A 24,910-nucleotide genomic window follows, 5' to 3' on the forward strand; every position below is an offset into this window, starting at 1 on the left:
GGCTCTTGAGCGTGCGACCGTCGAGCCCGCTCGCGCAGCGAGCAATAAGGGACCGACGAGCGCCCACGAAGTGGCTGGTAGGGAGTTAAGCTATATCGGGTTTTTATTTTCGCGCTAAGTCGGACATCTTACGAGCGCCCACAAAGTGGCAGGTAGGGTGTCAAACTATATCAGTTTTTTCATTTTCGCGCTAAGTCGAACATCTTACACACCACTACGTGGGCGCTCGTCGGTCCCAAAATGCTCGCTGCGCGAGCGGGCTCGACGGTCGCAGGCCTCAGAGCCTACGTCACCCTGAACTTTTTACCCCTGTTCGATCAAAGGTAGGATCTAAAGCGTGCGACCGTCGAGCCCGCTCGCGCAGCGAGCAATAAGGGACCGACGAGCGCCCACGTAGTGGCTCGTAGGGAGTCACACATAACGCGATATTCATCCTTTGAGAACAGTTTTGCAGGTTATGTTGAAGGTTTTTGAAAGGGAGCATTTTTTTGAACATCTTACCAGCCGCTGCGCGGCGCGCTCGTCGGTCTTTTGCACGCGCTTGGGTCGCAGGTGCCCAGATCCTACCGCACCTTGAACATTTCACGCAGCTTGTGGTACTCTTCACTCTTCACTCACTTCACTTCCATCCTCTCCACCCCCGTCCAATCGTCCGGCACGCCCGTTTCGGCCAGGTGTTGGGCTTTGGCCAGCAGGATTTTGGCGGCAATATCGCGCGGGTTGCGGCGTAGCACTTTTTCTTTGAACACTTCCACTGCTGCTGCAAAGTCACGTTCAAAATAGAGATTTACGGCTTTGGAGAAGTCTTCCATAGTTGATCGTTTGTACCACAACATTTCGGGTTCATCACCGTCGATGCATTCGTAGATGCCCAGTTCGTGTTGTTTGCCCTTGAACAGGACTTTGCCCAAAAAGCGCAGGTTGAAGGGCGTTTTGTCCTCGATGCCCCGCAGGGAATCCTCACTAACGAGGATGTTGGCGCCATAAAACTTGGTCAAACTTTCGATGCGCGAGGTGGTATTCACCGTATCCGAAATGGTGGCCGCATCCATGCGTTTTTCGTCGCCGATGATGCCCATGATCAGGGATCCGGTGTGCATGCCCATTCCGGTTCGGATCAGGGAGCGCCCTTTGGTCAGGCGGGTCAGGTTGTAAGCCCGGATGTTTTTTTGCATCAGGATACAGGCCTTCAGTGCATCTTCAGGTTTTTGCGTAAAAATGGCCATGATGCCGTCGCCCAGATATTGATTGATGAAGCCTCGATTGGCTTGTACAATGGGGCCCAGGCGTCCGTGAAAAGCATTGACGAAGCGGAAGTTTTCTTCCGGCGTCATTTTTTCTGAGAGGCCCGTAAAATCGCGGATGTCGGAGAAGAGTACCGTTACCTCCTTCTCCGTCTGATCCCCCAATTGTACATCGGTGATGCTTTCCCGGCCCAGGGAACGAATGAACTCGATGGGCACAAAGCGCCCGGTGGCCGAGTGGATGCGGTGCAAATTGAGGTGGGTTTTCACCCGCGCCAAAAACTCGTCTTTGGTGAAGGGTTTGGTGATGTAGTCGTTGGCGCCCGTGTTGAGGCCATGCACCAAATCCTGCACCTGATTTTTAGCCGTAATCATGATGATCGGCAATTCCGAAGGCAGGAATTTTTTGCGGATCTGTTCACACACCTCGTAGCCACTCATGCGCGGCATCATCACGTCCAGCAAAACGAGGTCAAAATGTTTGCCGTTGTCCAGGGCTTTGAGGGCGTCTTCCCCATTGAGGGCGGAGGTGATGTCGTATTTCAGGGCGCTCAGGTGGCTTTTTAATACCTGTTGGTTGATCGGCTCGTCGTCGACCACCAGAATGTGTACCGGAGCTTCCCGAGAATCAACGACCAGTGCCGGAGCACCATTTTTGGGTGCTGCCGAGCTAAGGCTTTCCTTTTTCCCGGTCAGTGTAGCCACGGTTTCCTCTTGGGCTTTTTGCACTTCACTCAACAAGTTGCGCAGGGTTCCTTTACTTTCTTTGAGGCTAGGGACCTCTACTTTTTGCACGGGCATTTCCCCTTCCGAAATCGATTTGGGCAAACCAAAGAAAAACTTGGAGCCCTTGCCCACTTCGGATTCCAGCCACATGGTTCCGCCGTGCAGTTCCACCAGTTTTTTAGAAATAGACAAGCCCAGGCCCGTACCGGAAAAAGCGCGGGTCGTGGAGGCATCGCCTTGGGTGAATTCCTGGAAAATGGCTTCCAGTTTATCCGCAGGAATCCCCGATCCGGTATCTTCCACACAAACCACCAGGTTGTTGTCTTTTTCGGCAGCGTCGATTTTGATGTAACCCGTTTCCGTGAATTTCACCGCATTGCCCAGGAGGTTGTACAAAATCTGTTGCAGGCGGTTCTCGTCGGCCAGGGCCGCAGGGAAATCCACCGACACGCTATTGAGCAACTCAATGGACTTGCCCGCCACCAGGGGCGAGATGTTTTTGAGCACCACATCGGCCATGCTGTGCAAACTGATGGGGCGCTGGTCGAGTTCAATGTCGGCATTTTTGAGTTTGGAAAAATCCAGGATGTCATTCACCAAACTGTTCAGGCGTTTGCCCGAAGACACCACCATCGACAAATTGGCCTTGCGCTCGGGGTCGTTTTCGTCTTCCAGCAGCGCTTCCGACAAGCCGATGATGCCTTGCAGGGGCGTGCGCAATTCGTGGGAAGTATTGGCCAAAAACTGGTCTTTGAGTTTGTCCACCTGTTGCAAACGCTCGTTCATGCGGCGTTCCTTATCCAGTTGTTCGCGCTCCTGCTGGAGTTCTCGTTCGCGTTGTTTGAGGTTTTGGCGTTGGGTCGTCATGCGCCAGCGGTAGATCAAACCCACTCCTACGGCAAGTAAGGCTACAAAAAACAAAATCGCCCATACCGTCCGCCACCAGGGTGGGGTAATCACCACTTTGAGTGATTTAGGGCTGTTCATCCACAAGCCCTGGGCATTGGCTGCCCGTACTTTGAAGGTATAGGTACCGGGCGGAACATTGACGTATTGCGCCGATTGTTCCCCTTTGATCTCCCGCCAGTCCAGGTCGTAACCCTCCAGGAAAAACTGTACCCGGTTGTGGGCAGGATCGTCGTAGTGAAACACCGAAAAACCAATGCTGAATACATTGGAGCGGTAGCTGAGCCGAATCCGCTCTAAGGTATTCAGTGGCTGGGGCAGGATGCCATCGGTGCCCGGCGCGATCATTTTTCCCCCTACACTCAGTTCATTAAAACTCAATTCCGGAGGAATGCCATTTTTGCGCATTTGAACCGGGTCAAAAACGAAGAAACCATTGTTGGTACCCAGGCCCAATCGGCCTTTGCTTAGGCTGGTCAACTCGTACAGGTTGCTGGCAAACAATCCATTGCTGCGGTTGAAATACGAAAAGGCCTTCAGTTTGGGATTGTATTCAATCAGTTCGCTAGGGGTAGCCATCCAGATATGGCCTTCGGGGTCTTCTTCAATAAAACTAACCCGCCCCAAGGTGGCAGCGCCCAGGACTCCGGAGGGTTTGATTTCCGTAAACTGCGCAGTCGCGGGGTCAAATTTATAAATGCCTACATCCCGAATGGCCAGCCAAAATTTGCCTTTCTGATCCTGCAAAAGTGCACTCAACACGTTGCGCGGCACCTCATTGGGCCAAAAAGAAGTGATGCTTCCCGAATTTGGATCAAAGCGAAAAAATCCGCCGCCCTCGTTGATGTGAAAGGTTCTTTCGTCAAAATTAACCCCGGCGGCCAGCCAGATTTTTCCACTTTTGTCCACCGTTGGATAGGTGGCAAAAGTGGCCCGACTCAATTTCAGGTCCTCTTTTTCTCGAAGCACCCGCTGTACGGGTTTGGACAAGGGGAAGGTGGGCAAATCATAAAAGGCCAAAGAATCGTTTTGGGGAAAAAGGCGTGCTAAACCCTGAAAACCCGTGGAAATCCACAAAGCCCCGTCTTTGGTTTGCAACATTCCGGTAGGGAAACGAATCTTGTTGCGGCCCAAATCTGCCAGTAAGGTGCCCGCTGCCGAATATTTCAGGATGCGATTGGGCGATAAGATCCAGACATTGCCCATGCGGTCGTGAAAAATATGGCGGATGTCCAGTTTCTCCAACTTCCGGGCCTCGGCACCCGAAGGCCAGGCTTTAAACGTTTTTTGATCCAATTGGTATTGAAAAAAACCTTCTCCCGTCCTCATGATGACCTGATTGGGGCCATTGCCCAACAGCTTGAACACAAAGTTGATGCTCTGATCGGGTCGATCACTTAGGCTGTACCGTTGCAAACGGTCGGAGTGGCGGCGGATTTTATACACGATTTTCCCTTGCCCACCTGTAGAAACCAGCACGGTTCCATCCCGGGTTTCACAAAGGCGAAAGCAATACCTGGAAGGCAGGCGTTGCATGGGGTGGCGCCCTTGCTGCAAGGCGATGATGCTTCCATCCGCCGGATCATAGATGTTGAGGCCACCCCCGAAGGAGCCAATCCACAATTTTTTTTGTTGGTCTTCGTGGATGAAACTCACCTGCGAAAAAACCTGTTCGACTTGATCACTGGATGTTTTCCCCTTCCAATTCACGGGGTCAATGTCCCGTCGGGTAAAGCTGCGTTTATTTTGATCAAAGGTGAATAGGCCATTGCTGTTGGTACCCACCCATAGTTGGCCTTTTGAATCTTCTTCCAGCGCCCAAATCGCGTTGTTGGGGTTGTTCCCAAGGTTTAGGCCAAAGCGGGTGAAGGTACTGTTGCCGGGGCTATATCGGCTGAGCGTGAGGGTACTCGCGCCCCCGCCTCCCACCCAGAGGATGCCATTGTGATCGATCAGCAGGGATTTGATGTTTTTGGCCCCCACGCTTTGGGGGTCTTTGGGGTCGTACATAAAGCGGGTAAAACGTTTGGTCACGGGGTCAAACCGGTTGAGGCCGTCTTCGGTGCCGACCCAGATGTTGCCCACGTTGTCTTGCACCATACAGGTCACCAGATCGTTGCTCAAACTGGTCATCCGACCGGGTTCGTGTACAAAGCGGGTGAAGGTTTCTGTTTTGCGGTCAAACAAATTCAATCCAGCTTCGTAGGTGCCGACCCAAAGATTATTGTTTTTGTCCACCAGGCACCATTCGGTGTAGGAACTGGACAGGGAGTTGGCGTTTTGGGGGTCGTGGTACCAACTTTTGTACTGAAACCCATCGTAACGGTGCAAACCATCCTGGGAAGCAAACCACAGGTAACCTTCCTGATCCTGGGCAATGTTGTTGACACTATTGCCCGCCACATCTCCGGGCAATTCCAACAAATTGACGTGATAACCTGGGGTGAATTGACCAAACAGGCGCATTGTGCTCAGACACAAGCAACAAAAAAGAATAAAGGATAAGGTATAAAAATAGCGCTTCTGCATGTTCCTGACTCTAATAAACAAATATAGCCAATTTAAGAATAACTGAAGGGACAATGTTATTTTTGAATCGTTCCTTAGCTTGTGGGACTTTTTTACAAGCTGGACACCATCAAAAGTAAATTGATCCATGCGCTGTTACAACTTAACAACAGCTAGACAACACCTTGCGCAGGTCAGTTCCCTGATTCTGGATGGCCAACAATTGGAACAACTTCCTTCCGAAGTCTGGAAAATGCCCCTGTTGGAAACCCTGGATTTGCGGCGCAATGCCCTGAAGGTATTGCCCGAAACAATCGGAGCACTCAAATCTCTGAAATACCTGTTTTTGGGGAACAACCAACTGCAAGAACTTCCCCAATCCATGCCCAATGTAGTACAAATTGACCTGAGTGGAAACCGCTTCAGCCATTTTCCTACTGTTTTGGCCCAATTGGAACAACTACAAACGATCAATCTTGGTTCAAATCAACTGCGCGGGTTCCCCAATTTATCCTTTCCTGCCCTCAAAGAATTGCATTTATCCGGCAACAAAATAGCGGCTTGTTTGCTTTCAGCGGCATTTTTGCCCAAGTTGGAAAAATTGCATTTGTCGCGCAATGGCCTGCGTAAGCTCGAAATACAAGGGGCTTTTTCAAGCCTGGATACCCTGGATCTGGCGCACAACCACTTGGCTGCTTTGCCGGATGTTTGGTCGGACACTCCTTTTTTACGGCACTTGAATTTGAGCAACAATCAATTGGCCCAATTGCCTTCCACTTTGAGTCAATGTAGTTGGCTCAAAACTTTAAAACTCGCCAAAAATAAACTCAGTAGCACCCCCAATTATTTTACGGCCCTGCACCGTTTGGAGGAGCTAGATTTGAGCGGCAATGCCTTGCCCAGGTTTCCGGCACTGCCCACTTCTTTGCGCACCCTGGATTTGGCAAACAATCAGTTGACCCAAATTCCGGCAGCTTTTTTTCAAACCACCACCCTGCGCTACCTTAATTTGAGCCAGAATCCACTACGCCATGTCAAAGGGCTGGGGCAGGCGATCCAGTTGAAGCAACTGATGCTCAAAGGCCTAAATGCAGCCGAGCTGGCTTTTGAATTGTTGGCACTCCCATCCTCCGTGGCCATAAAAAGCAGCAGCAAAGACCCGCAATGGACTCGCTTGTTGAATTTTGTACACGCCTGCCAACGCAAACAGCTCCCCGCCCCAACCAGGAGTTTGCTTTGGAATGCGCAAGAGGGAAAAACGCCCCTTGGCAGCTTGCCCCTGCCGGTCGTGCTGCAAGGCATGAACCTGGGTATTCCCACTTTTCAGCAACAATTGCGGCAACACCTGCTGGAGGAGCGTTCACAGCCCATCGTGCCGGAATCGGGCGAGGGCATTCGCGCCTTGGCCATCATTGGGCGCAGCAGCCAAACGCTACAAGAACTAAAAACCCGCCTGGAACAACGAGGCATCACCTTGTTGAAACCCGATCAGTGTAGCCATTGGGTTTTGGCCAAAGCGCCTTACCCGGAAAACAGTCCGAATTCGCAGGAAATTCATTGGTTGGATGAGCGCAAGTTGGAGCAATTGCTCAGCACCGACTCCCTCGGGCTGGATGCCGATGAACAGCAAAATTTGCTGCAATTGCTGTTGCACAAGGAGCCTGAATATGTACAATTGGCGCTGCAATTGTTGACCCATCAGGGGGTTCCGCATGGGATTTTGCCTTACTTGTACCTGGTTTGGCGTTGGACCAAAGTGGCCAAGCTGCGACGGGAAATGCGGGCCTTGCTTGAGCGGTACTGGCCTTCGGCGCAGCGGGAGGTGTTGCGCAGCCGGGAAAAGGTCAGTCGGGATATTTCGAGGGAGGCCTTGGAGCAGCGGGTAGCGGAGTTGTTGGAAACATTGCGGGTGGGTTCTTAGGTGCCCCTTAAGTGTCTTAGGTTTCTTAGGTGGTGAAGAAAAAGCCTGCGTAGCAGGCAGTGTATTTTTCACCACCTAAGAAACCTAAGACACCAAAGGGGCACCTAAGAGACGGTAGTTTAATCGGTTACTCCCCACGCATCAGCCGCACTGGCCCCAACAGCCCCGAGTCCAACAACTGCCACTCCGGCCGAATCGTCACATTCGTTTTGGTGACCCGTTCATTTTGCGGTTTACCCCGGTCGCCCACCAGCCGATTGCGCCAGGAATTCACCACCATCACTTCCAGTTCATTGCCTTTGGCCTTCAACAAACCCGCGACCGGCACCCGGAAAGGAGGGCACCACAACACCCCCAGATCCTTGCCATTCACCTTCACATGTGCAATGCCCACATCTTTTACCGCACCCAGATCGAGAAACAGTTGCCCATTCAAATCCGCCGCATCGAAACTCGTGCGGTACATGGCAGCGCCGGAGAAATATTTGATGCCCGGCTCGGGGCGCTCGGTCCAGCTGATCAGCGAATCCAGTTGCATTTCTTGATGACCGTATTCGGGGTCGAAGAGCACGCGCCAGCGGGTTTTCAGGGTATCGATAGCGCGATAGCTGAGGTAGTTTGGCGCTTTGGAAGCAGCAGTACTACCTGCGGGCAAGCCCTTGCGAAAAACCACAAAGATGGAGCCATTGGGGCCAAATTCCAGCGGCACCAAGGTTTTGCCTTCCTTTTGGTAAAAAGTGCTGGCGGGGCGGATTTCCCCCGTTACGGCGTCCCACAATTCGGGCTGTTTGCCCTGCATGCGGAAAGCGACAGTAACTTGCGTACTCAGCGGATTTTGGCTGCTGATGAAATAAATGTCTTCCCCTCCGACCTGCCGATGGATGTAGTCATAAATTTTTCCTTCTGGTTTTTGCACAAAAGCGCAGTCGGGGGCCAGGGTAGCGTTCAAGACCTCCCGCGCCGTTTTGCCCCAAATTACTTTGCCGCTGCCTACGCTGCGCATCCCAACAGCCACCGGGGTTTTCCCCCACAAGTTGAGCACAATCAGGGCCCGCTCCTTTTCCGCCGCCGCGCCACCGACCAAACTGGCCGTACTCAATGGCGGCGTGCCAATCACCGTAGCACCCGCCAGTACCAAGGCCTGTACTTTTTTCAAAGCCGCCAAAGACAATACCTGGTGATTGGGCAATACCAGCACGCGGTAACTCACCCCATGCGACAGCACAATCCGGCCGTTTTTCACAGCCAGGGCCAATAATTTATCCTCGTTGATGAGGTCGTAGTCGTAGTCGGGCAGGGCACCAGCGGGGTCGTCTTCCTTGTAGCGCCCCAGGTTGGGAATGTGGTCGCCGTAGTAGTACAATACATCGGCCACCGAGCGCCCTTGTTGCAGCATCATTTGGCAGCGGCTCAGGTATTGGATGAAGGACCCGGAATAATGCCACCAGGTCACATTGGGGTTGAAATGGGTGCCTGCGAAATACTCTTGCCCTGGTAACCCCATCTCGCGTGGTGAGCAGGTGAAGGTATGCAGGTAAACGAGGTTCAGCCCGGCGCAGTACTCGTGGTCGGCACTGGGTTTCATGTCGGCCCAGATCACGTCGTTCCAGTGTGGGCCGATGGTGGTAAAGGATTCGGCGCCCACCAGTTTTTTGTCAAAAATTTTGGCTGCACTGGCGGCTTGTTTGACAAAAAAGCGGTCAATGGGTTTCGAGCGGTGGGGCGAAGGCGACCAAAATTCACTCATCATGATTTCGGAGTGGCTGTAGTTTTTGAGGCCGTCAAAAGGGCCAGCGTGTGGGCCCGCCGATTCGGGTTGGATGCCCAGACCGTATTTTTTGGCGCGTTCGGCAAAAACGCGGTAGTGATTGTCCGAAATGCAGTCACCCAGGGTTTTGCGCAAGTCGTTCAAAAAGCGGTTGCTGACCTCGCGGCTTTCGATGATTTTGCCCGCCAGCACGGGTAGGTAAGGAAGGGGATCATAACCCCGGCGTTTTTTGAACTCGGCCTCAAAGCCATCCGTCCAGTTCATACCTCCGGCCTCAAAGCTGTCGGTTTGCAGGTAGCGGAGGGTTTTGCCCGCCCGGTCGCCGATCATTTGCAGGAGCGGTTCCACGTGGGTATCCCAGTAGCGGTTGAAATGTTTGGCACTCATGTAGTCCATCACCCGGCCTTGCCATTTTCCGCTGGAGGTCGAAACGTGGGCATCGGTGGGCGAGTACCCCAGGCGAATGAGCGTCCAGTCTCCGGGTGGGGCTGCCCAGTCCAGTTGGCCATTTTTAAAATAGGCGTTGAGGTTCAAGACTTGTTTGAGGGCGGCATCTTCTTCCCCGGGGGTGCCGGGGATGTCCGTCAATAAGGGCCGGGTTTCAGGTACCGACCAACCTACTTCCCGCGTAGCGGCTTTATTGGCAAAATCGCGGATGGGCTGGCGCTCTTGGGTTGCTTTGTAGGGAATGGCCAACACCACGATGTCGCGGTAATAGTCGTCGCGGCTGGGCGGCTGCGCCAAAGTTTGTTGGATGCGGGTGCCGCCCTGTACTTTAGTTTCCGAAAAAACCACCTGTTTGGCGGCTTCTTCTGGGGTGATGTCGGGGCCACCCAAATTCCAGCCGCTCTGGATGCTGAGCGACATCACCAGGCCGTGTTTTTCGGCTTCGTTGATGGCGTGTAGGTAGAGGTCGCGCCAGTCCGGGCTGCCAAATAGGGGGCCTGCGGGCACCTGGGCATTGCCGCGTTGCTCCGCACCTCCAGCGTCAAAAATGCAGGCGCCACTGAACCCTTTGGCTTTCATCTCGGCCAAATCGCGGGAGATGGCCGCCTTGGTGACGTTGCCGTTGAGCCACCACCACCAGCAGCGGATGCCGTAGCGTTGGGGGGGCGTCTGGAAATCGGTCGGGGAGAGGGGGCTTTGGGGGGCTTGGGCATGGCCCATCGCCAAAAAGAGCAGGCAGAGGAGGCTGTAAAGGACGCGCATAAAGGATGGATTGGTGCTTGGGAAAAAATCGGGCATAAGGTCGGGATAAAATAGGAAGAGTGAATATAAAGAGATTTTAAACAGTTCGATATTCCAAATTTTGATGGTTTTTGATAGGGGTTTCTTTGGTGTTCCTTTGGTTTCTTGGGTGTCTAAGGTGGTGAAATAATATTTTGCCCTGCTGCGCAGGGCTTTTTGTTTTTCACCACCTTAGACACCTAAGAAACCAAAGAAACACTTAAGGAGGTTACACGTCCAGGATGCTAATTAGTGCTAATTTCATCCATCACTGCCCCATCAACCGAACCCCGATTTTCCCTTTACCACCCTTGAACAAATAAGCCGGGATCCGCAATTCAAGCCGCTTCAAACCCGGAATTTGCCGATCAAGCTCCAATGGTGCCGGATACAGGGAAATGACCGAGACACTGATTTCAGGATGGGAAAGGTTTTCCAGTTTCAATTTTTTGCCATTCTGGGTTAAAAGCGCACCTCCTTTCACGAGCTCGACATCGGCGGTAGTCATCAATTGCCAGGTGACCATTTTGGTGGTGGGAATGGTTTCAATTTGGTCTTCGATGAGCAAGGACTGAGGGCCATCCTTGACGAATCTACGTTGGGCACTTTTTAGTTGCCCCGCAAAGGTGGGGGTCATTTCAATACTCGCTTCGGGGTTGGGGCCTGATTTGAAATCAGCAATGGTGGCCAGGCCGTCCGTCACGTGTAAGGAATCGTTGACGGTCAGGGTACTGTGTCCGTAGTTGTTTTTGGTGAGCAGGGCCCAACGTTGGCAGGTTTGGCAGCGGCTCCACAGGTCAAAACCCACCTTTTCCAATAAGTGATATTCCTGATTGCCGGGGTCTACCACCCAGCGGACGCCATTCACTTCAAAAACAAACGAACCACCATCCATGTTGCCGTGGTTGACCGTTCCACGGCCCCCTTTGCCTCCGAAATAGTACTGGTGTGGGTCTTCGGGGCCACTTTTGAATATGACGATCGGGTTGGAGCCATTGCCGCGCCAGGCCTCCGGCACTTGGACGTCCTGGGCTTCTTGGTACTGCGACAACCAAACCAAACCAGCGCCGTCCAATCTGCCCAGTTTGCCCATTTTTTCGGCTGGGCGCAAAAAACGCTCTTTTTCAAAAAACACCTTGTTGCCTGTTTTTGCAGCAAACCAGGCCAGGGTGACATCGCCGTTTTCGCCACGCTTGTCGCCACAATCGGCAAAATTATAATACCAGCCGGATGGGGCCACATTGAGCACTTTGTAGGTGGCACTTTCCACAAAAGCGGGGTATTTTGACAGGCCAAAATCGGTGCCGAAGGCGCTTTCAAACATGGCCGCAGTCACGACGCTAAAACTGGTTCCGTAACCCCAATAGGTCGCGCCTTCGGGGTATACGCCATCGGGGCCGTATTCGTCCAGGGCATGGGGCATGCCTTCCAAAGCGCGATGAATGGTTTGAGCGGCAAGTTCAGGTTCCTGTTCGGCAATTACGATCGCCGCTGCGATCATGCCCCCGTGGCAGACTTGATTCCAATTGTTGGTGCCGTTTACCCAACCGGTATTGCCTGCTTTGTTGTAACTGGGTTTGATGCCTTTTTCGATGAGGGCGGTTTTGGCCAGGGCCGCGGTCGTTTTGGGCAAATCCTCGCCCGCCCAATCCAGCGCAAAGGCAACTGCCAGAGACATTTCAGCCACATCCAGGTAGTGGGAGGGGTTCCAGTCGGAGAACTTGCACACGGCCAGTACCTCTTCGTTGATGCGGTTCAGGATGGTTTTGTCTTTTTCCATCCGGTAGGTCATGCCCAGCATGTTGATCCGGTACAACATTTCGCGGGAAACAGCCAACAACCTACGGCCTTCCATCACCCGTTCAAGCAAGGGCGCAGTAGTGATTTTTTGGGCATTGAGGCGGATGGCCTGGTACATGCTTTTGATCACGGGATCGGCGGTGATCTTTTTTTTCAGTTCTTTTTCAATGTCGGCGTTCAAGACCAGGCGCGGGCTTTTTTTGCGCAGCTTTTCTTTCAGGTAGGATACGGACATTGGGTTTTCCAGCTTTGGTTCAGGGGTAGTGGTACTGTGGCTTGGCGACCAGACGAATGCAGTACTCAGGGAAAGTACGCTGGCCAGGGTAATGGAGAAAAAAATGGAAAGGGAGTTGAGTGTTTTCATTTGGTCTTATTGTGAAAATGATAATATTTAAGAACCTGTTCCATCTCTGCTAAACCGAGATGGAACAGGAAAAAGGGATCACCAGCCCGGATTCTGCTTAATGGCCGGGTTTTGCGACAAATCGTTCAAGGGTATCGGCCACAAGTAATGTTTGGCTTCATCGAATACTGGCGTGGCAAAGTCGGTACCCAGGTACACATTGATGTAAGGGACTCCGTTGACCAGACTGAACTTCACGTTGGCCTTCGGATACCGCGCTTTGGCAGCGTCGTCCCAGCGGATGCCGTAGGAGGGTACTTCCAGTTTTTTGCCTTGCTTCCAACGCCGAAGGTCGTCGTAACGGAAACCTTCCATGAACAATTCGATGCGGCGCTCGCGGCGGATTTCTACGATGAGTGGCGAAACGCCGTCATTCACGTAACGGGGATCCACGGGTACACTACCGATGTTCAAACTGGGCATGCCCACCCGGCTGCGCAGCTTGTTGATGGTGAGATCCAGGTCTGCTTGGGTAATGGTGCCCAACTCCGCCACAGCTTCGGCGTAGTTCAACAAAGCCTCGCCAAAGCGCATGGTAATGGCGGGCGTGTTGGAAATATTGTAGGTGGCATAAGCGGTGTTGTTGTCGTACACTTTGATGATGTGGTAACCCGTTTCGCTGGGCATGCCTCCGTCCATACCAGCCAGACGTGGGTAGGGGCGGGTATCATTGTTGCCGAAGGCGTAGAATTTTACGTCGTCGGGATGCAGGATGGTTTGCCGCAAGCGGGGATCGCGGTTTTCAAAGACGTCTTCAATCTTGGCATCCCCTTTATAAAGTGGAGACAAAGAAATCGGAAGCCCATCGGTGCAGAGGTAGTCTTCGACCATACTTTTGGTGGCACCACCATTGTATTCCCGATGGTAACTTTGTACATGGTTGGTAAACACCCCAAGTTGATACCTTCTCCAATACATGACTTCCGCAACGCCAGTTAGGTCATTCTGAATGCGGTGAATGGCATTGTAGTCGCGGCTAGGGGTGCCGGTGCTGTACAGTTTGTAAGGCCCTTTTTCAATGATTTCTTTGGCCGCCGTCGCCGCTTCTTGCAGCCATTTTTCGGGATTGGAGCCGCCGTGGTATTTTCTCCAGGTACCTTCAAACAAACATACCCGGGATTTTATTAACAGAGCTGCCCAACGGTTCATCCGGCCTGGACCAGCACCATCGCCCCAGTTGGCAGGAATTTTTTCGGTAGCAAAAGTGAGGTCGGCCAAAACATTGTCCATCACCTCTTCCCGGGGTGTACGGGCGGCATAAAGTTCTTCGGAATCCACCGTCAATTCGTGATCGACCCAGGGGGCATCGCCGAATTTGGCAACTTTATCCGCATAAAACCAGCCCCTGAACAAGCGAGCCTCACCGGCATATCTGTCGATGGTGGCTTGAGGAATTTTGGCTTTGTTGTAATTGTCCAGGCCAATATTGACAGCTCGAACAAAATTCCAGCCTTTGTAACCGTACCACTGACCATCGCCACCAGCACTCGAAGGCACGGTGTGTTTGCCAGACCGAAGCTGTTGATAAGCCAAATGGCGCGAATGCCTCGGCGCAATATTGTCGGAGTATTCATCAATGTACCAGATGCCGTATTTTAGACTCTCGAAGCCATCGTCGTGCCCCATCATGATGGATACGTTGTTGTCGTCAACGGCGGCAAGGTGGTAAAGGCCGTTGTTGTACACCCGCAGGTCGTTTTCGGAATTCCAGAAGGTTTCATTGCTGATTCGGTCCAATGGAGTTCGGTCCAGGAACTCGTCGTTGCAGCTGGTAAAAAGATAAACCACCACCACGAATAGAGGATATATTAATCGTTTATTTTTCATCTTATCTGGTATTTAAATGATGGTTAAAAAGTGATGTTGGCACCAAAGGAGAAAATCCGTTGCATGGGGTATTCTACTGCTCCATCGGAATTCAAACCAGAGTACTGGTCGTTGAAGACACTGGTGTGCAAGGATTCAGGGTCCAAAGGTTTGCGGATTTTGGAGTATTCCCACAAGTTCATCCCAGCCATGTAAACCTGCGCCCCACCAATTCCTACTTTCTGCAACATATTTTGAGGAAAATCATAACTCAGCGTCACGTTTTTCAAACGGACATAACTGGCGTTCTGGAGGTAACGCGACTGGGTCTGCACATTTTGCTTGGTGTTGGTAGAGATGTGTGCAGCGGGAAAATAAGCATCGCGGTTTTCCTCCGTCCAGGTATCGGTAATGTAGTACCATTCCACGTGGCCAGCATTGTATGGGTAGAACCAGGTCCAGTTGCCATCTGAAGGCGCATAGTCGCGTCTGCCAACACCCTGGAAGAACGTGCGTAAGGAAAACCCTTTGTAACTCAAGTCAAGATTTACGCCGAAGCTATATCTTGGCGTAGCATTGCCAATGATTCTGCGGTCACCTGGGTTAGCTAAGGTATTGTTGCCTGGGCTGATGATGCCATCGCCGTCAAGGTCAGCGTAGTGAACATCGCCGGGCCGCCAGTTGGCACCCAATCTGGATTGGTTGGCGGAAGCAGCCACTTCTTCAATGGTTTGAAAGATGCCGACGGTTTCATATCCCCAAATTTCGCCGATCTTTTGTCCCACATACCGTTCGGACAAAGCGCCGGTAGGATTATCGTATTTGGTGATTTCGCTTTGCCAGTCCGATAAGGCCAGTGTAATGCGGTATTTCCAGTTCTGCGCGATCTTGTCTCTCCAGGTTACAGAGGTTTCCCAACCCGAGGTTTTAAGGTCAGCAGCATTGGATCTGGGGGCGTTAGTACCCAGGATGGCCGGGTATTCCACGTTGGTCAACATGTCTTTGGTTTCCCGGGTGTAAATGTCAAACGAAGCATCCAAGCGTTGGTCAAGTACGGTAAAGTCGATACCCAGGTTTTGAGATACTACCGTTTCCCAGGTCAAGGTAGGACTGACCAGTCCGGCGGGAGATACGTAAGGTGAACGATTCCCCGACGACAACATGAACGGAGAGGTGCTGATGCCCATCGTGGAGATGTAGGGATAAAAATCGTTACCCAACAACTGGTTGCCCAACGTACCATAAGAAGCCCGAACTTTCAGGTTGTCCACAAATTTTCTGGTTCCAGCCATAAATGGTTCTTCCGAAATCCGCCATCCCGCAGAAAAGGAAGGAAAAAACCCGAAACGGTCTTCGCTGGGGAAGCGGGAAGTTCCGTCATAACGACCATTGGCTTCGAATAAATACTTGTTCTTAAAAATGTAATTGAAGCGATAAAACATTCCTCGCAAGGCCACATGCGATTTACCGCCAAAGGTTTGCTGAGCGCCCGTCGTTGCGTTGATGTCGGGTACCAGTGGCGTGATCAAAGATCTGGCCGTTGCCTGATGCCACTGGTTGCGCCCCCATTCCTGATTAAAGCCAACCATGGCTTTGATAGAATGACTGGGCGAGGGGTCGATCGAATATTCAGCATAGGCATTCAAAACAGAATATTGGTTGTAATCGCTGCGGTTCGTAATAAAGTCGTCGCCGCTGAAGCCATTGCCGACGCGAATACCCGCTACCAAATCCTGGTTTTCGAGTACATTGACCTTACTGGCTACATCCTCGTAGGAACGGTGAAAGTTGTTGTAGGAATAATCCCCCCTTATTTTTAGTCCTTTAAATGGGGTCAGGGTAATGCCTTGGGTCAACCATAGGTCATTCGCGGTAAAGGTTTCACGGCCACCTTGTTCCAGATAGGGGAAGAAGTTCAAGGTACCAAAATACATGCCGATGTATTGTGAAAACTGGTCGCGGTCCCCCGGCGTGAGGTAATATTCCAGGTCGGGAAACGCGATCGGGCGGATGGGATCAACCCTGGCTAAGGTATTGATGTTCACGTCCCAGTTGTAAAAGTGGGGTTGATCATTGAGTTGGGTATTGAACACCACTTTTTCGTCAAGGCTCAACCAATTGTTGACTTTAAACTCCGCTTTCACCAGACCATTGTAGCGTTTGAAATTTTCATTGTTGTCGTGTTTGAGGTACCCGTCCTTGTTCAACAAGCCAAGGGATACATAAAAGGAAGCCTTATCCGTAGCGCCCGAAACACTGAGGTCGTACTTTTGCTGTGGCGCCAAATCAGTCACCAGGCTATTCTGATAATTATTGAATCCATAGTGTTGCAATACCCCATTTACAACACCCCATGCTGGCCCTGTACCTTCGGAGTAGGCTTTGGTGCCTGCTACAAAATCCGGGTTGTAAGAAGGATTGCCGTTGGTGCGAATGTTGGCTTGATTGCGAGCCAAGACAAACTGGTACGGATCGTTCACGGGATCTATATTTAAAATGGGCTTGGCCGCGGATAATTCTGTAGAAAGTTGGATGTTAACTTTACCCGTCTTGCCTTTTTTGGTCTCTACCAGGATCACGCCAAAAGCCGCCCGCGCTCCATAAACCGCTGCTGCTGAGGCGTCTTTCAATACGTTCACACTGGCGATATCGTTCGGGTTGATCCGCTCCAAGGCCATCGGGACTCCGTCGACCAGAATCAGTGGGGATCCACCATTGATGGATTCGAAGCCGCGGATGTTGAAGTCGGCTGCGGTAGTGGGGTCACCATTCCGGATGTTAATGTTCAGGTTGGGAATGAGTCCTTGCAAGCCCTGGCCTACACTGACAATGGGTCGTTGGGCCAGCTCTTCGCTGGTTATGGAAGCGACAGCCCCCGTCAGGTTCACTTTCTTTTGAGTACCATAACCTACTACCACTACTTCATCAAGTAACTTGGAATTGGCGGCCATCACGATGTTGATCGAGCTGCGGTTGGCCACTGCAATTTCCTGGGTCAAAAAGCCAGTGTAAGAAAATACCAGTGTACTGTTTTCGTCCACTTCAATCGAATAGGCACCGTCCAGTTCAGTGACGGTACCTTGAGTAGTCCCTTTCACCAGGATGGAAACCCCTACCAGGGCTTCTCCATCTGCATCGGTAACCTTACCCTTTACGGTGAGGCGAGGGGGATCGAGCGAAAAATGAGCCTTGTTGCCCAAAAGCAGAAGGGGGCTACCCACAACTGCTACGAGCAAGCATAGCGTAAATGCCGATAGGTTAAAGTTGTTTTTACTGTTCATAACACCGACAATTTGATTTAAAACAATATGGTTTCGTAAAATGGTGTGCGTTCAGCGTTTTGCAAACGAATGATTGACAAGTTCAAGGCAGTATAACTTGTTGGGTATTTTTGTCTGTTTTCGAGAGGATATTCTATAATCTATCTTATTGACGGAATTTTTAAACGGGACACTTACTTGATACGGAATTTTTTTTCAAAAAGACAAAAAATAAAATAGGAACTGATATATATGAGGTTTAGTACTACTCAAAAAACTTCGGCCCCTTCACCTTTTTCACTACAATCAGCGCATCATACTTCTTAGTCGGCGTAAACAGAATCTTACCCCCACTTTCCAACTCAAAAGCGGGCAGCGGTTTGAACAACCAATCCTTGCCCTTACCCGGCTGTTGCCCGCGCAACTCCAGGAAATTGATCGCCTTGGGCAAGCGGCCAAAACGTTCACCAATGCCCCCGATGCTGTCATCTTTGAAGGGTTGCACATCGCGCATCCAGTGGCGGAATAGCTCGCCACCACTGGCGTACAAGCCGATGTTGTACACCTGCTTGCCAAAACGATCGGCGACGTAATTGCCTTGCATTTTGAGGGGTTTGCCAAAGATGTCCACCGAATTGCTTTCGGTGCCGATGTGGGCATTGTGCGCCCAGTAGATGATTTTCTGATTGGGGTAAGCCACATCGGCCAGCCACATCAGGTTTTCGGCCATGATGCGGTCGCGTAGTGCAAATTGTTGCTGGAGCCGGATGGCGCGGTAGTCGAGTGCCCAGTATTCCAGGTAGTTTTCCAGGGCCCGGCGGGTGAAGGCGGCGAGGAGCGGTTTTTGAGGAAAATCTTCCCGGATTTTGGCTTCGTTGTTTTCCAAAAAATCCAAAACCCGATTGATGACCCGCTCGTTGGTTCGAATTGCAGCGATGAGTTGGGTGCTGTCGGGAATGAGGCCGTAGAGGAGGGAGGTCGTCATGAAATTGTACTCCACATCGCGGGAAAGTTCGGTGTTGTACTTGCGCAGGAAGTCGATTAGGAAGTTGTTGAAATAATTGGAAGAAGACTGGCAATCGGGGCCAGCCAGCGCGAGTGGGCGATCCCCCCTAGCTTGGGTTTTGGCGTATTCAAAAAGTGGCAGCATTTCTTCAGCGCGGAAATTGCCAAACACGGAATTGTACATCAGGCTCTTGGCATCTTGGTCCTCCTGATGCAGCCAAGCCAAGTTAATGTCGCCAAAGCCACCCTCGATGACCAACACATCGAAGTTCATTTCTTGATGGAGGTACTCTACCAAGCGGGTTTTGAGCTGGTAAAATTCCGCCGCGCCGTGCGAACTTTCCCCAATTTGCACCAGTCGAATGTCTTCGAGTTTTTCCTGCAAAAAAGCCAGATCGCTGAAGTCATTTCCATCGACGCTGGCAATGGGGATGCTGTTTTTTTTCAACCATTTCAACTCCTGACCAGCGCGTTGGCAAGACAATTGGGGCAGGATAAACAACAACAATAGACCCAGGGAGAGGAAAAGACGCATCATTTGGTGTTCATTTTCCGGAAATATAGGACAAAATAAAGACTTATGAAAGGCGAGGGTTGAGAAGGTTTAGGGAAGTTGAGAAGGTTTAGGCTACCGCGAGCGATTTTGACAATGTCCTTGTCTAAGTCGCTCGCGGCAGCCTAAACCTTCTCAACCTTCCTCAACTTCCCTAAACCTTACGCTACCATCTCCATCAACAACTTCAATAAAGCAGCAGCAGCCTTGGAAATTTTTGTGCCGGGACCAAATACCCCCACTACCCCTTGCGCGTACAAAAAGGCATAATCTTGTGCCGGAATCACCCCACCAACCACCACCATGATGTCGTCGCGGCCCAGTTTGGCCAATTCGGCGATGGTTTGGGGCACCAGGGTTTTGTGGCCCGCCGCCAGGGAAGAGATGCCCAGGATGTGTACGTCGTTTTCCACCGCTTGTCGGGCAGCTTCCGCAGGGGTTTGGAACAAGGGGCCAATGTCCACATCGAAGCCCAAATCGGCAAAACTGCTGGCGATTACTTTGGCACCGCGGTCGTGGCCGTCTTGCCCCAGTTTGGCAATCATGATGCGGGGGCGGCGACCTTCCAATTCAGCGAATTGATCGGCCAGTTCCTGTGCTTCGTGAAAATCAATATCGCTCTTGGCTTCACTGCTGTATACCCCGGAAATGGCCCGGGTTACGGGGGTGTAGCGGCCAAAAATGTCTTCCATTGCGCTCGAAATCTCACCCAGGGTAGCGCGTAGGCGGGCGCAGGTGATGGCCAGTGCCAGTAGATTGCCTTCGCCAGTTTTTGCACATTGTTTCAAGGCTTGCAACGCGGCTTGACAAGCGGCTTCATCGCGCTTGTTTTTGGTCTCTTGCAAGCGGCGGATTTGGGCATCCCGCACGGCACCATTGTCTATTTCCAAGGTATCCATGGGGGCTTCTTGTTCCAGGCGGAAGACGTTCACCCCAACGATTTGATCTTTGCCACTGTCAATGCGGGCTTGTTTGCGCGCAGCGGCTTCTTCGATGCGCAATTTAGGCAGGCCTTCTTCAATGGCTTTGGCCATACCGCCCAGTTCCTCGACTTCTTCAATCAGGGCCCAGGCGCGTTTCACCAGTTGGTCAGTGAGGTATTCCACGTAGTAGCTGCCCGCCCAAGGGTCGACAGCTTTGCAGATGTCGGTTTCTTTTTGCAGGTAAATTTGGGTGTCGCGGGCAATTTTGGCCGAAAAATCGGTGGGCAAAGCGATTGCCTCATCCAGGGAGTTGGTGTGCAAAGATTGGGTGCCACCTAAGGCTGCTGCCAATGCCTCAATCGTGGTGCGACCCACGTTGTTGAAAGGATCTTGTTCGGTGAGGCTCCAGCCCGATGTTTGGCAGTGGGTGCGCAGCGCCATCGACTTGGCGTCTTTGGGGTTGAACTGCTGTACAATTTTGGACCACAACAATCGCCCGGCACGCAGTTTGGCAATTTCCATAAAATGGTTCATGCCGATTGCCCAAAAGAAGGACAAACGTGGCGCGAAATCATCCACATCCAGCCCGGCTTGGATACCCGCACGCAGGTATTCCCAGCCATCGGCCAAGGTGTAAGCCAGCTCCAGATCGGCAGGTGCACCTGCTTCCTGCATGTGGTAACCACTAATGGAAATGGAGTTGAACTTGGGCATGTGTTGGGCCGTGTAAGCAAAAACATCTGCAATGATGCGCATCGAAGGTTCGGGTGGATAAATGTAGGTGTTGCGCACCATGAATTCCTTCAGGATGTCATTCTGGATGGTGCCACTCAGTTGCGCCGGACTGACCCCTTGTTCTTCCGCAGCAACAATATAGAAGGCCATAATGGGAATCACCGCGCCATTCATGGTCATGGAAACTGACATTTCTGCCAAAGGGATTTGGTCAAAAAGGATTTTCATGTCCTCCACCGAATCGATGGCGACGCCCGCTTTGCCCACGTCGCCTTGTACCCGCTCGTGGTCGGAATCGTAACCGCGGTGGGTGGCCAGGTCAAAAGCTACGGAGAGCCCTTTTTGGCCCTGAGCCAGGTTGCGGCGGTAAAAGGCATTGCTTTCTTCGGCAGTAGAAAACCCCGCGTATTGCCGGATGGTCCAGGGGCGAATGGTATACATGCTGGCATAGGGGCCGCGCAAAAAAGGTGGAATACCTGCCGCGTAGTTCAGGTGTTGTACTCCCTCTAAGTCGGAGGGGCCGTAAGCAGATTTGACGGCTATTTTTTCCGGACTTTGCCAGGGTTCAGTACCTTCCTCAGGGGGATTGGCTCCTCCCAGGTTGAGATCGAGTAGAATATTGCGAAAATCAGGGCGCGCCATAGGGCTGGGTTGATAGACTTTATGAATAGAAAATCTAAAGATTCAAGTGGCAAATTAAGCTATTTTGGGTGGAAAGCAAAGTGAGGGTATGGATTGGGAGGGGGTGACTTTTTGCAGCAGGGTTGAAATTAAATCAAAAATTAAATAATTTTTTAAATTTAAAACTTTTTATTTATTTTTGACCAAATTTTACCCTATGCCTAAAAAGCCCTCCAAACCACACGACGAATTCTTCAAAGCTGCATTTAGTCAGAAGGATGTAGCATTAGATTATCTTCAAAAAATGCTTCCAGCTGCTTTATTGGAAAAGTTGGACTTAAGAAAAATTAAACGCATCAATGGATCCTTCGTGTCACCATCATTGAGGGAGTTCTTTTCCGATGTAGCCTATCAATGTCCTTTGCTAGATAGTGAAAAACAGGTCATGGTTTCTTTTATTTTGGAACACAAAAGCAGCCCTGAATCCAGGCCACATTTGCAGTTGCTCCGCTATATGCTTGACAGTTGGGAGGAACAGTTAAAGCAAAAAAAAGACCTAACCTTGATTGTCCCCATCATCATTTACCACGGCGAAGAAAACTGGCATCACCGTGACTTATCCAGTTACTTTGGAGAGCAGATTCCTGAAAGCTTTAAAGCATATTTGCCAGAATTTGACTATATCTTTACCCATGTAACTGCAATGAGCGATGCTCAAATCCTAGCTTTAGGGAAGGGACTTTTGGTCAATGCTTTTTTGATGTTAAAGCACATTCATACCCCAGAATATATTTTGCATAATCCACAAGTGATTTTTGTTAACCTTACCGAACCGGGAAGTCCTCGTGACTTCATTGTGGCGATACTTGCATATTTTTTGAAAAACACCGAACTTGCTCAAGAAAAAATTCAAACGTTCATCAAAACCTTACCAAGCGTTTTAAACCAAACTGCAATGAGCACTTATGAGATGATCTTGGAAGAAGGTCGAAAGAGAGAAAGAGAAGTCAGCCATATCATGCTGGAGAAAGCACTTCAACGCGAGCAATTAGAACGCCAAAGAGCAGAAGAAGAGCATCTAAGAGCAGAAGAAGAGCGCTCAAGGGCAGAGGAAGAGCGCTCAAGAGCAGAAGAAGAGCGCCAAAGATTAAACAATGTCATTCTCTACCTCTTTGAGACTGCCCAGCTCCCTATTGCAGAAATAGCAATAGTGACCAACCGAGAAGTCGATTACATTGAAGCACTGATTGCCCAGAAAAATTCAGCAGAATAGCGTTAATTAATTTCCTTACACCCAATCCACAAAGCCCTCATTCATCCACTTCCGAATCGCGTTCAAATCCTCCCGGGTTTTGACCAACAAAGACAGGTTGCGCAGCAGTAGCGGCTGCAAGTCTTTTAAATCTTCCGTAGGAACATCCATGGGCAGGCCCATCATGTTGAGCCAGGCAATCAACTCGGCTGTGGCGGGTGGTTTGCGTACGGCCACTTCGCGTACTTTGTAGAAATATTCGATCAGTTTGGTCAGTACTTTTTCCTGTTGAGGACTGATTTGCTCGTCCAGCCCCAGTTGGGTTTTGGCAATGGCGAATAGTTGATCTGAGGGTGGAAAAGGAATATGGTAAAACACACAACGCCGCAAGAAGGCATCAGGCAGGTTTTTTTCCGAATTACTGGTCATGATCACCACGATGCGTTGGCTATCGTGGTGTTTGAACTCGCGGTTGTCCAGTTCCTTGATGCGAAAATCCAGGTTTTCAATCTCGTTCAGGATGTCATTGGGGAAGTCGCGGGGCGCTTTGTCGATTTCATCAATCAACACGACCGTACTACGTGGGCCATCTACCAAGAGGCTGCCCAATAAATGCCCGTGTTCATTGGCATTGGGGTAACTCAGGGCAATGGCTTTGCCCAGGGCTTGCAACTCGATAAAATCTCCGGTTTTGGCCAGTGCAGTGCCATCTTCCCGCTTGATATTGGCCGATTGGAAGTGCCCCAAGGCATCGTAGGTATAAAACAGGTCCCGTGCTGCCGAAGTCGTTTTGGTATAAAAACTCAGAGGTTCCGCTAAAAACTGCACGCCAGCTGACTTATCCTGGGCCAAATCATAGGCCACTTTGTAGGCCAGTTTGGTCTTGCCAGTGCCCGGTTCACCCGTCAACAAAAGGGGCTGCCCCAGCGCAATGGCCAATTCCACAGCATACTGCAAACCTTCGTCCAGTACGTATTGGCTGGGGTGAAAGGGTTTGCGGCGGTAATCTTGGATTTTGAGTTTCATATGCTCAGGTTGAGAAGGTTGAGGGAGGTTGAGTCTCCGGTCGCTGAGCGTAGCCGAAGCGCCGGAGACTCAACCTCCCTCAACTCAACTTATCGTTATAGCTTTTAATCAATTCCTGCAAAGCCTCTTGCACATCAATCATGTAGTGCTCCGAGCCAGGGAAACGCTCTTGCAAGATCTTCTTGCGTTCGCGCGGATCGGGTTGAATTTTTTTGTATTTGCCCAGCCAACGGTCAATGTCTGCAATGGCCACTTTATTGAGTTCGGGCAAGGCCTGGATTTTCGGGTTGTCGTCCACCTTGTCGCGTACGTCGTTGGCCAGATCGGCGTCCTCTTCTTCAAATTCCACCGAAAAGAAAAACAACAACCGTGGCTGATTGGCCCCAATGGGGGAACTGCAAAACTCGTCCATAAACCAACGGGCAGCCTCCGGGGTATGATCGGAAAACCAGGAATATTTATCGATGTTGATGTACACACAAACGTAGTCACTGCCGCCCAGGTCGCGCAATTGCGGGCTGGCTTGCAGGATATCGCTCAATCTGCGGCTCAATAGAGGCCCCAATTGATTCGGTTGTAGCGCAAAAGCGGCAAAAAGCCCCTTGAGTAACTCCGTTTTGTAATCCTCCAGAGGTTCGTAACCTTCAAAAGTAATCTCGATGGCTTTGACCTTGCAGGCACTGGCCAATCCGGCATGGAGGTAATCCAGGTTGCGCCCTTCTAAGTCCATCACAATGCGCCGAAACATTCCCGCGTGCAAATGCAAGTCTCCGCCGTAGAGGTAAAAAAACTGGACTCTTTCCTCGGGCTTGGCTTGCAATTGAGCGTTAATGGCTTGGGTTTGGGGGCTGCGGTCGCAGGTATAGCTGTGGTGCAGGTGTAAAAGATTAGATTGGCTTTGGTTGTTGAGCAAGTCCAGGAGGGAATCCTGAATTTGGTTGAATTCCAGGTTGTAGGCATCCTGACTGATGATGCCCTTGGCTTTGCTGATTTCAAGCCGACTGTAGCGCGATTGTAAGGCAGTAGCTGTTTTAAACAGTTCTACATCGGCATTGTCCACCCCTTGAACCCACTCCGCGAGTGCTTTCTCCAGCTCGGCTTCGGCGAGCAGTTTGCGGATTTTGTCTTGTTGGGCTTGGGTCATGTGGCTTTTAATGCATGGTAATTATCGTAAAACTACTATTTTTTAAGATTTATAATGTGGTAAATTTGGTAAATGACTGGGG

General features: G+C 51.1%; 11 protein-coding genes. 2 read left to right on the forward strand and 9 right to left on the reverse strand.

Annotated elements, in window-relative coordinates; all coding sequences use genetic code 11:
* Positions 1-614: 614 nt before the first annotated feature.
* Positions 615-5,405 carry a two-component regulator propeller domain-containing protein gene (locus ACEW9O_RS25910; protein WP_373553131.1) on the reverse strand — a complete coding sequence of 1,597 codons (4,791 nt, stop codon included), beginning with the start codon at positions 5,403-5,405 and terminating at the stop codon, positions 615-617.
* A 127-nt stretch (positions 5,406-5,532) separates the two neighbouring features.
* Here ACEW9O_RS25910 and ACEW9O_RS25915 point away from each other — a divergent pair, with 127 nt between their 5' ends.
* On the forward strand, positions 5,533-7,305 hold the full coding sequence (locus ACEW9O_RS25915; protein WP_373553132.1) for a leucine-rich repeat domain-containing protein: 1,773 nt from the start codon (positions 5,533-5,535) through the stop codon (positions 7,303-7,305).
* 127 nt (positions 7,306-7,432) lie between these two features.
* On the opposite strand, the gene ACEW9O_RS25920 is transcribed toward ACEW9O_RS25915, so the two are convergent.
* The 6 genes from ACEW9O_RS25920 to scpA form a co-directional block, all read right to left on the reverse strand.
* A complete protein-coding gene (locus tag ACEW9O_RS25920) occupies positions 7,433-10,282 on the reverse strand; it encodes a glycosyl hydrolase (RefSeq protein WP_373553133.1) in 2,850 nt (949 codons plus the stop codon).
* Positions 10,283-10,568: 286 nt separating this feature from the next.
* A complete protein-coding gene (locus ACEW9O_RS25925; protein WP_373553134.1) occupies positions 10,569-12,464 on the reverse strand; it encodes a heparinase II/III family protein in 1,896 nt (631 codons plus the stop codon).
* A gap of 78 nt (positions 12,465-12,542) precedes the next feature.
* On the reverse strand, positions 12,543-14,330 hold the full coding sequence (locus ACEW9O_RS25930) for a RagB/SusD family nutrient uptake outer membrane protein (RefSeq protein ID WP_373553135.1): 1,788 nt from the start codon (positions 14,328-14,330) through the stop codon (positions 12,543-12,545).
* Positions 14,331-14,353: 23 nt separating this feature from the next.
* Complete coding sequence (locus ACEW9O_RS25935) at positions 14,354-17,590, reverse strand: SusC/RagA family TonB-linked outer membrane protein (protein ID WP_373553136.1); 3,237 nt, start codon at positions 17,588-17,590, stop codon at positions 14,354-14,356.
* Positions 17,591-17,834: 244 nt separating this feature from the next.
* Positions 17,835-19,112 (reverse strand): erythromycin esterase family protein, encoded by a 1,278-nt coding sequence (locus ACEW9O_RS25940; protein ID WP_373553137.1) that lies wholly within the window; start codon positions 19,110-19,112, stop codon positions 17,835-17,837.
* A 176-nt stretch (positions 19,113-19,288) separates the two neighbouring features.
* The gene (scpA, locus tag ACEW9O_RS25945) at positions 19,289-21,427 is read right to left on the reverse strand and encodes a methylmalonyl-CoA mutase (RefSeq protein WP_373553138.1); all 2,139 of its coding nucleotides are present in this window, start codon (positions 21,425-21,427) and stop codon (positions 19,289-19,291) included.
* 196 nt (positions 21,428-21,623) lie between these two features.
* Between scpA and ACEW9O_RS25950 the strand changes: the two genes are divergently transcribed.
* Entirely contained in the window at positions 21,624-22,679 is a 1,056-nt protein-coding gene (locus tag ACEW9O_RS25950; RefSeq protein WP_373553139.1) for an Rpn family recombination-promoting nuclease/putative transposase, read from the forward strand.
* A 15-nt stretch (positions 22,680-22,694) separates the two neighbouring features.
* Here the strand turns inward: ACEW9O_RS25950 and ACEW9O_RS25955 are convergent, their stop codons facing one another.
* Both ACEW9O_RS25955 and ACEW9O_RS25960 read right to left on the reverse strand, forming a co-directional pair.
* Positions 22,695-23,684 (reverse strand): AAA family ATPase, encoded by a 990-nt coding sequence (locus ACEW9O_RS25955; RefSeq protein WP_373553140.1) that lies wholly within the window; start codon positions 23,682-23,684, stop codon positions 22,695-22,697.
* Positions 23,685-23,763: 79 nt separating this feature from the next.
* The gene (locus ACEW9O_RS25960; protein ID WP_373553141.1) at positions 23,764-24,828 is read right to left on the reverse strand and encodes a hypothetical protein; all 1,065 of its coding nucleotides are present in this window, start codon (positions 24,826-24,828) and stop codon (positions 23,764-23,766) included.
* Between the last annotated feature and the right edge of the window lie 82 nt (positions 24,829-24,910).

This window comes from Haliscomenobacter sp. (genome assembly GCF_041740695.1).
In the GTDB taxonomy this organism is placed as follows: domain Bacteria; phylum Bacteroidota; class Bacteroidia; order Chitinophagales; family Saprospiraceae; genus Haliscomenobacter.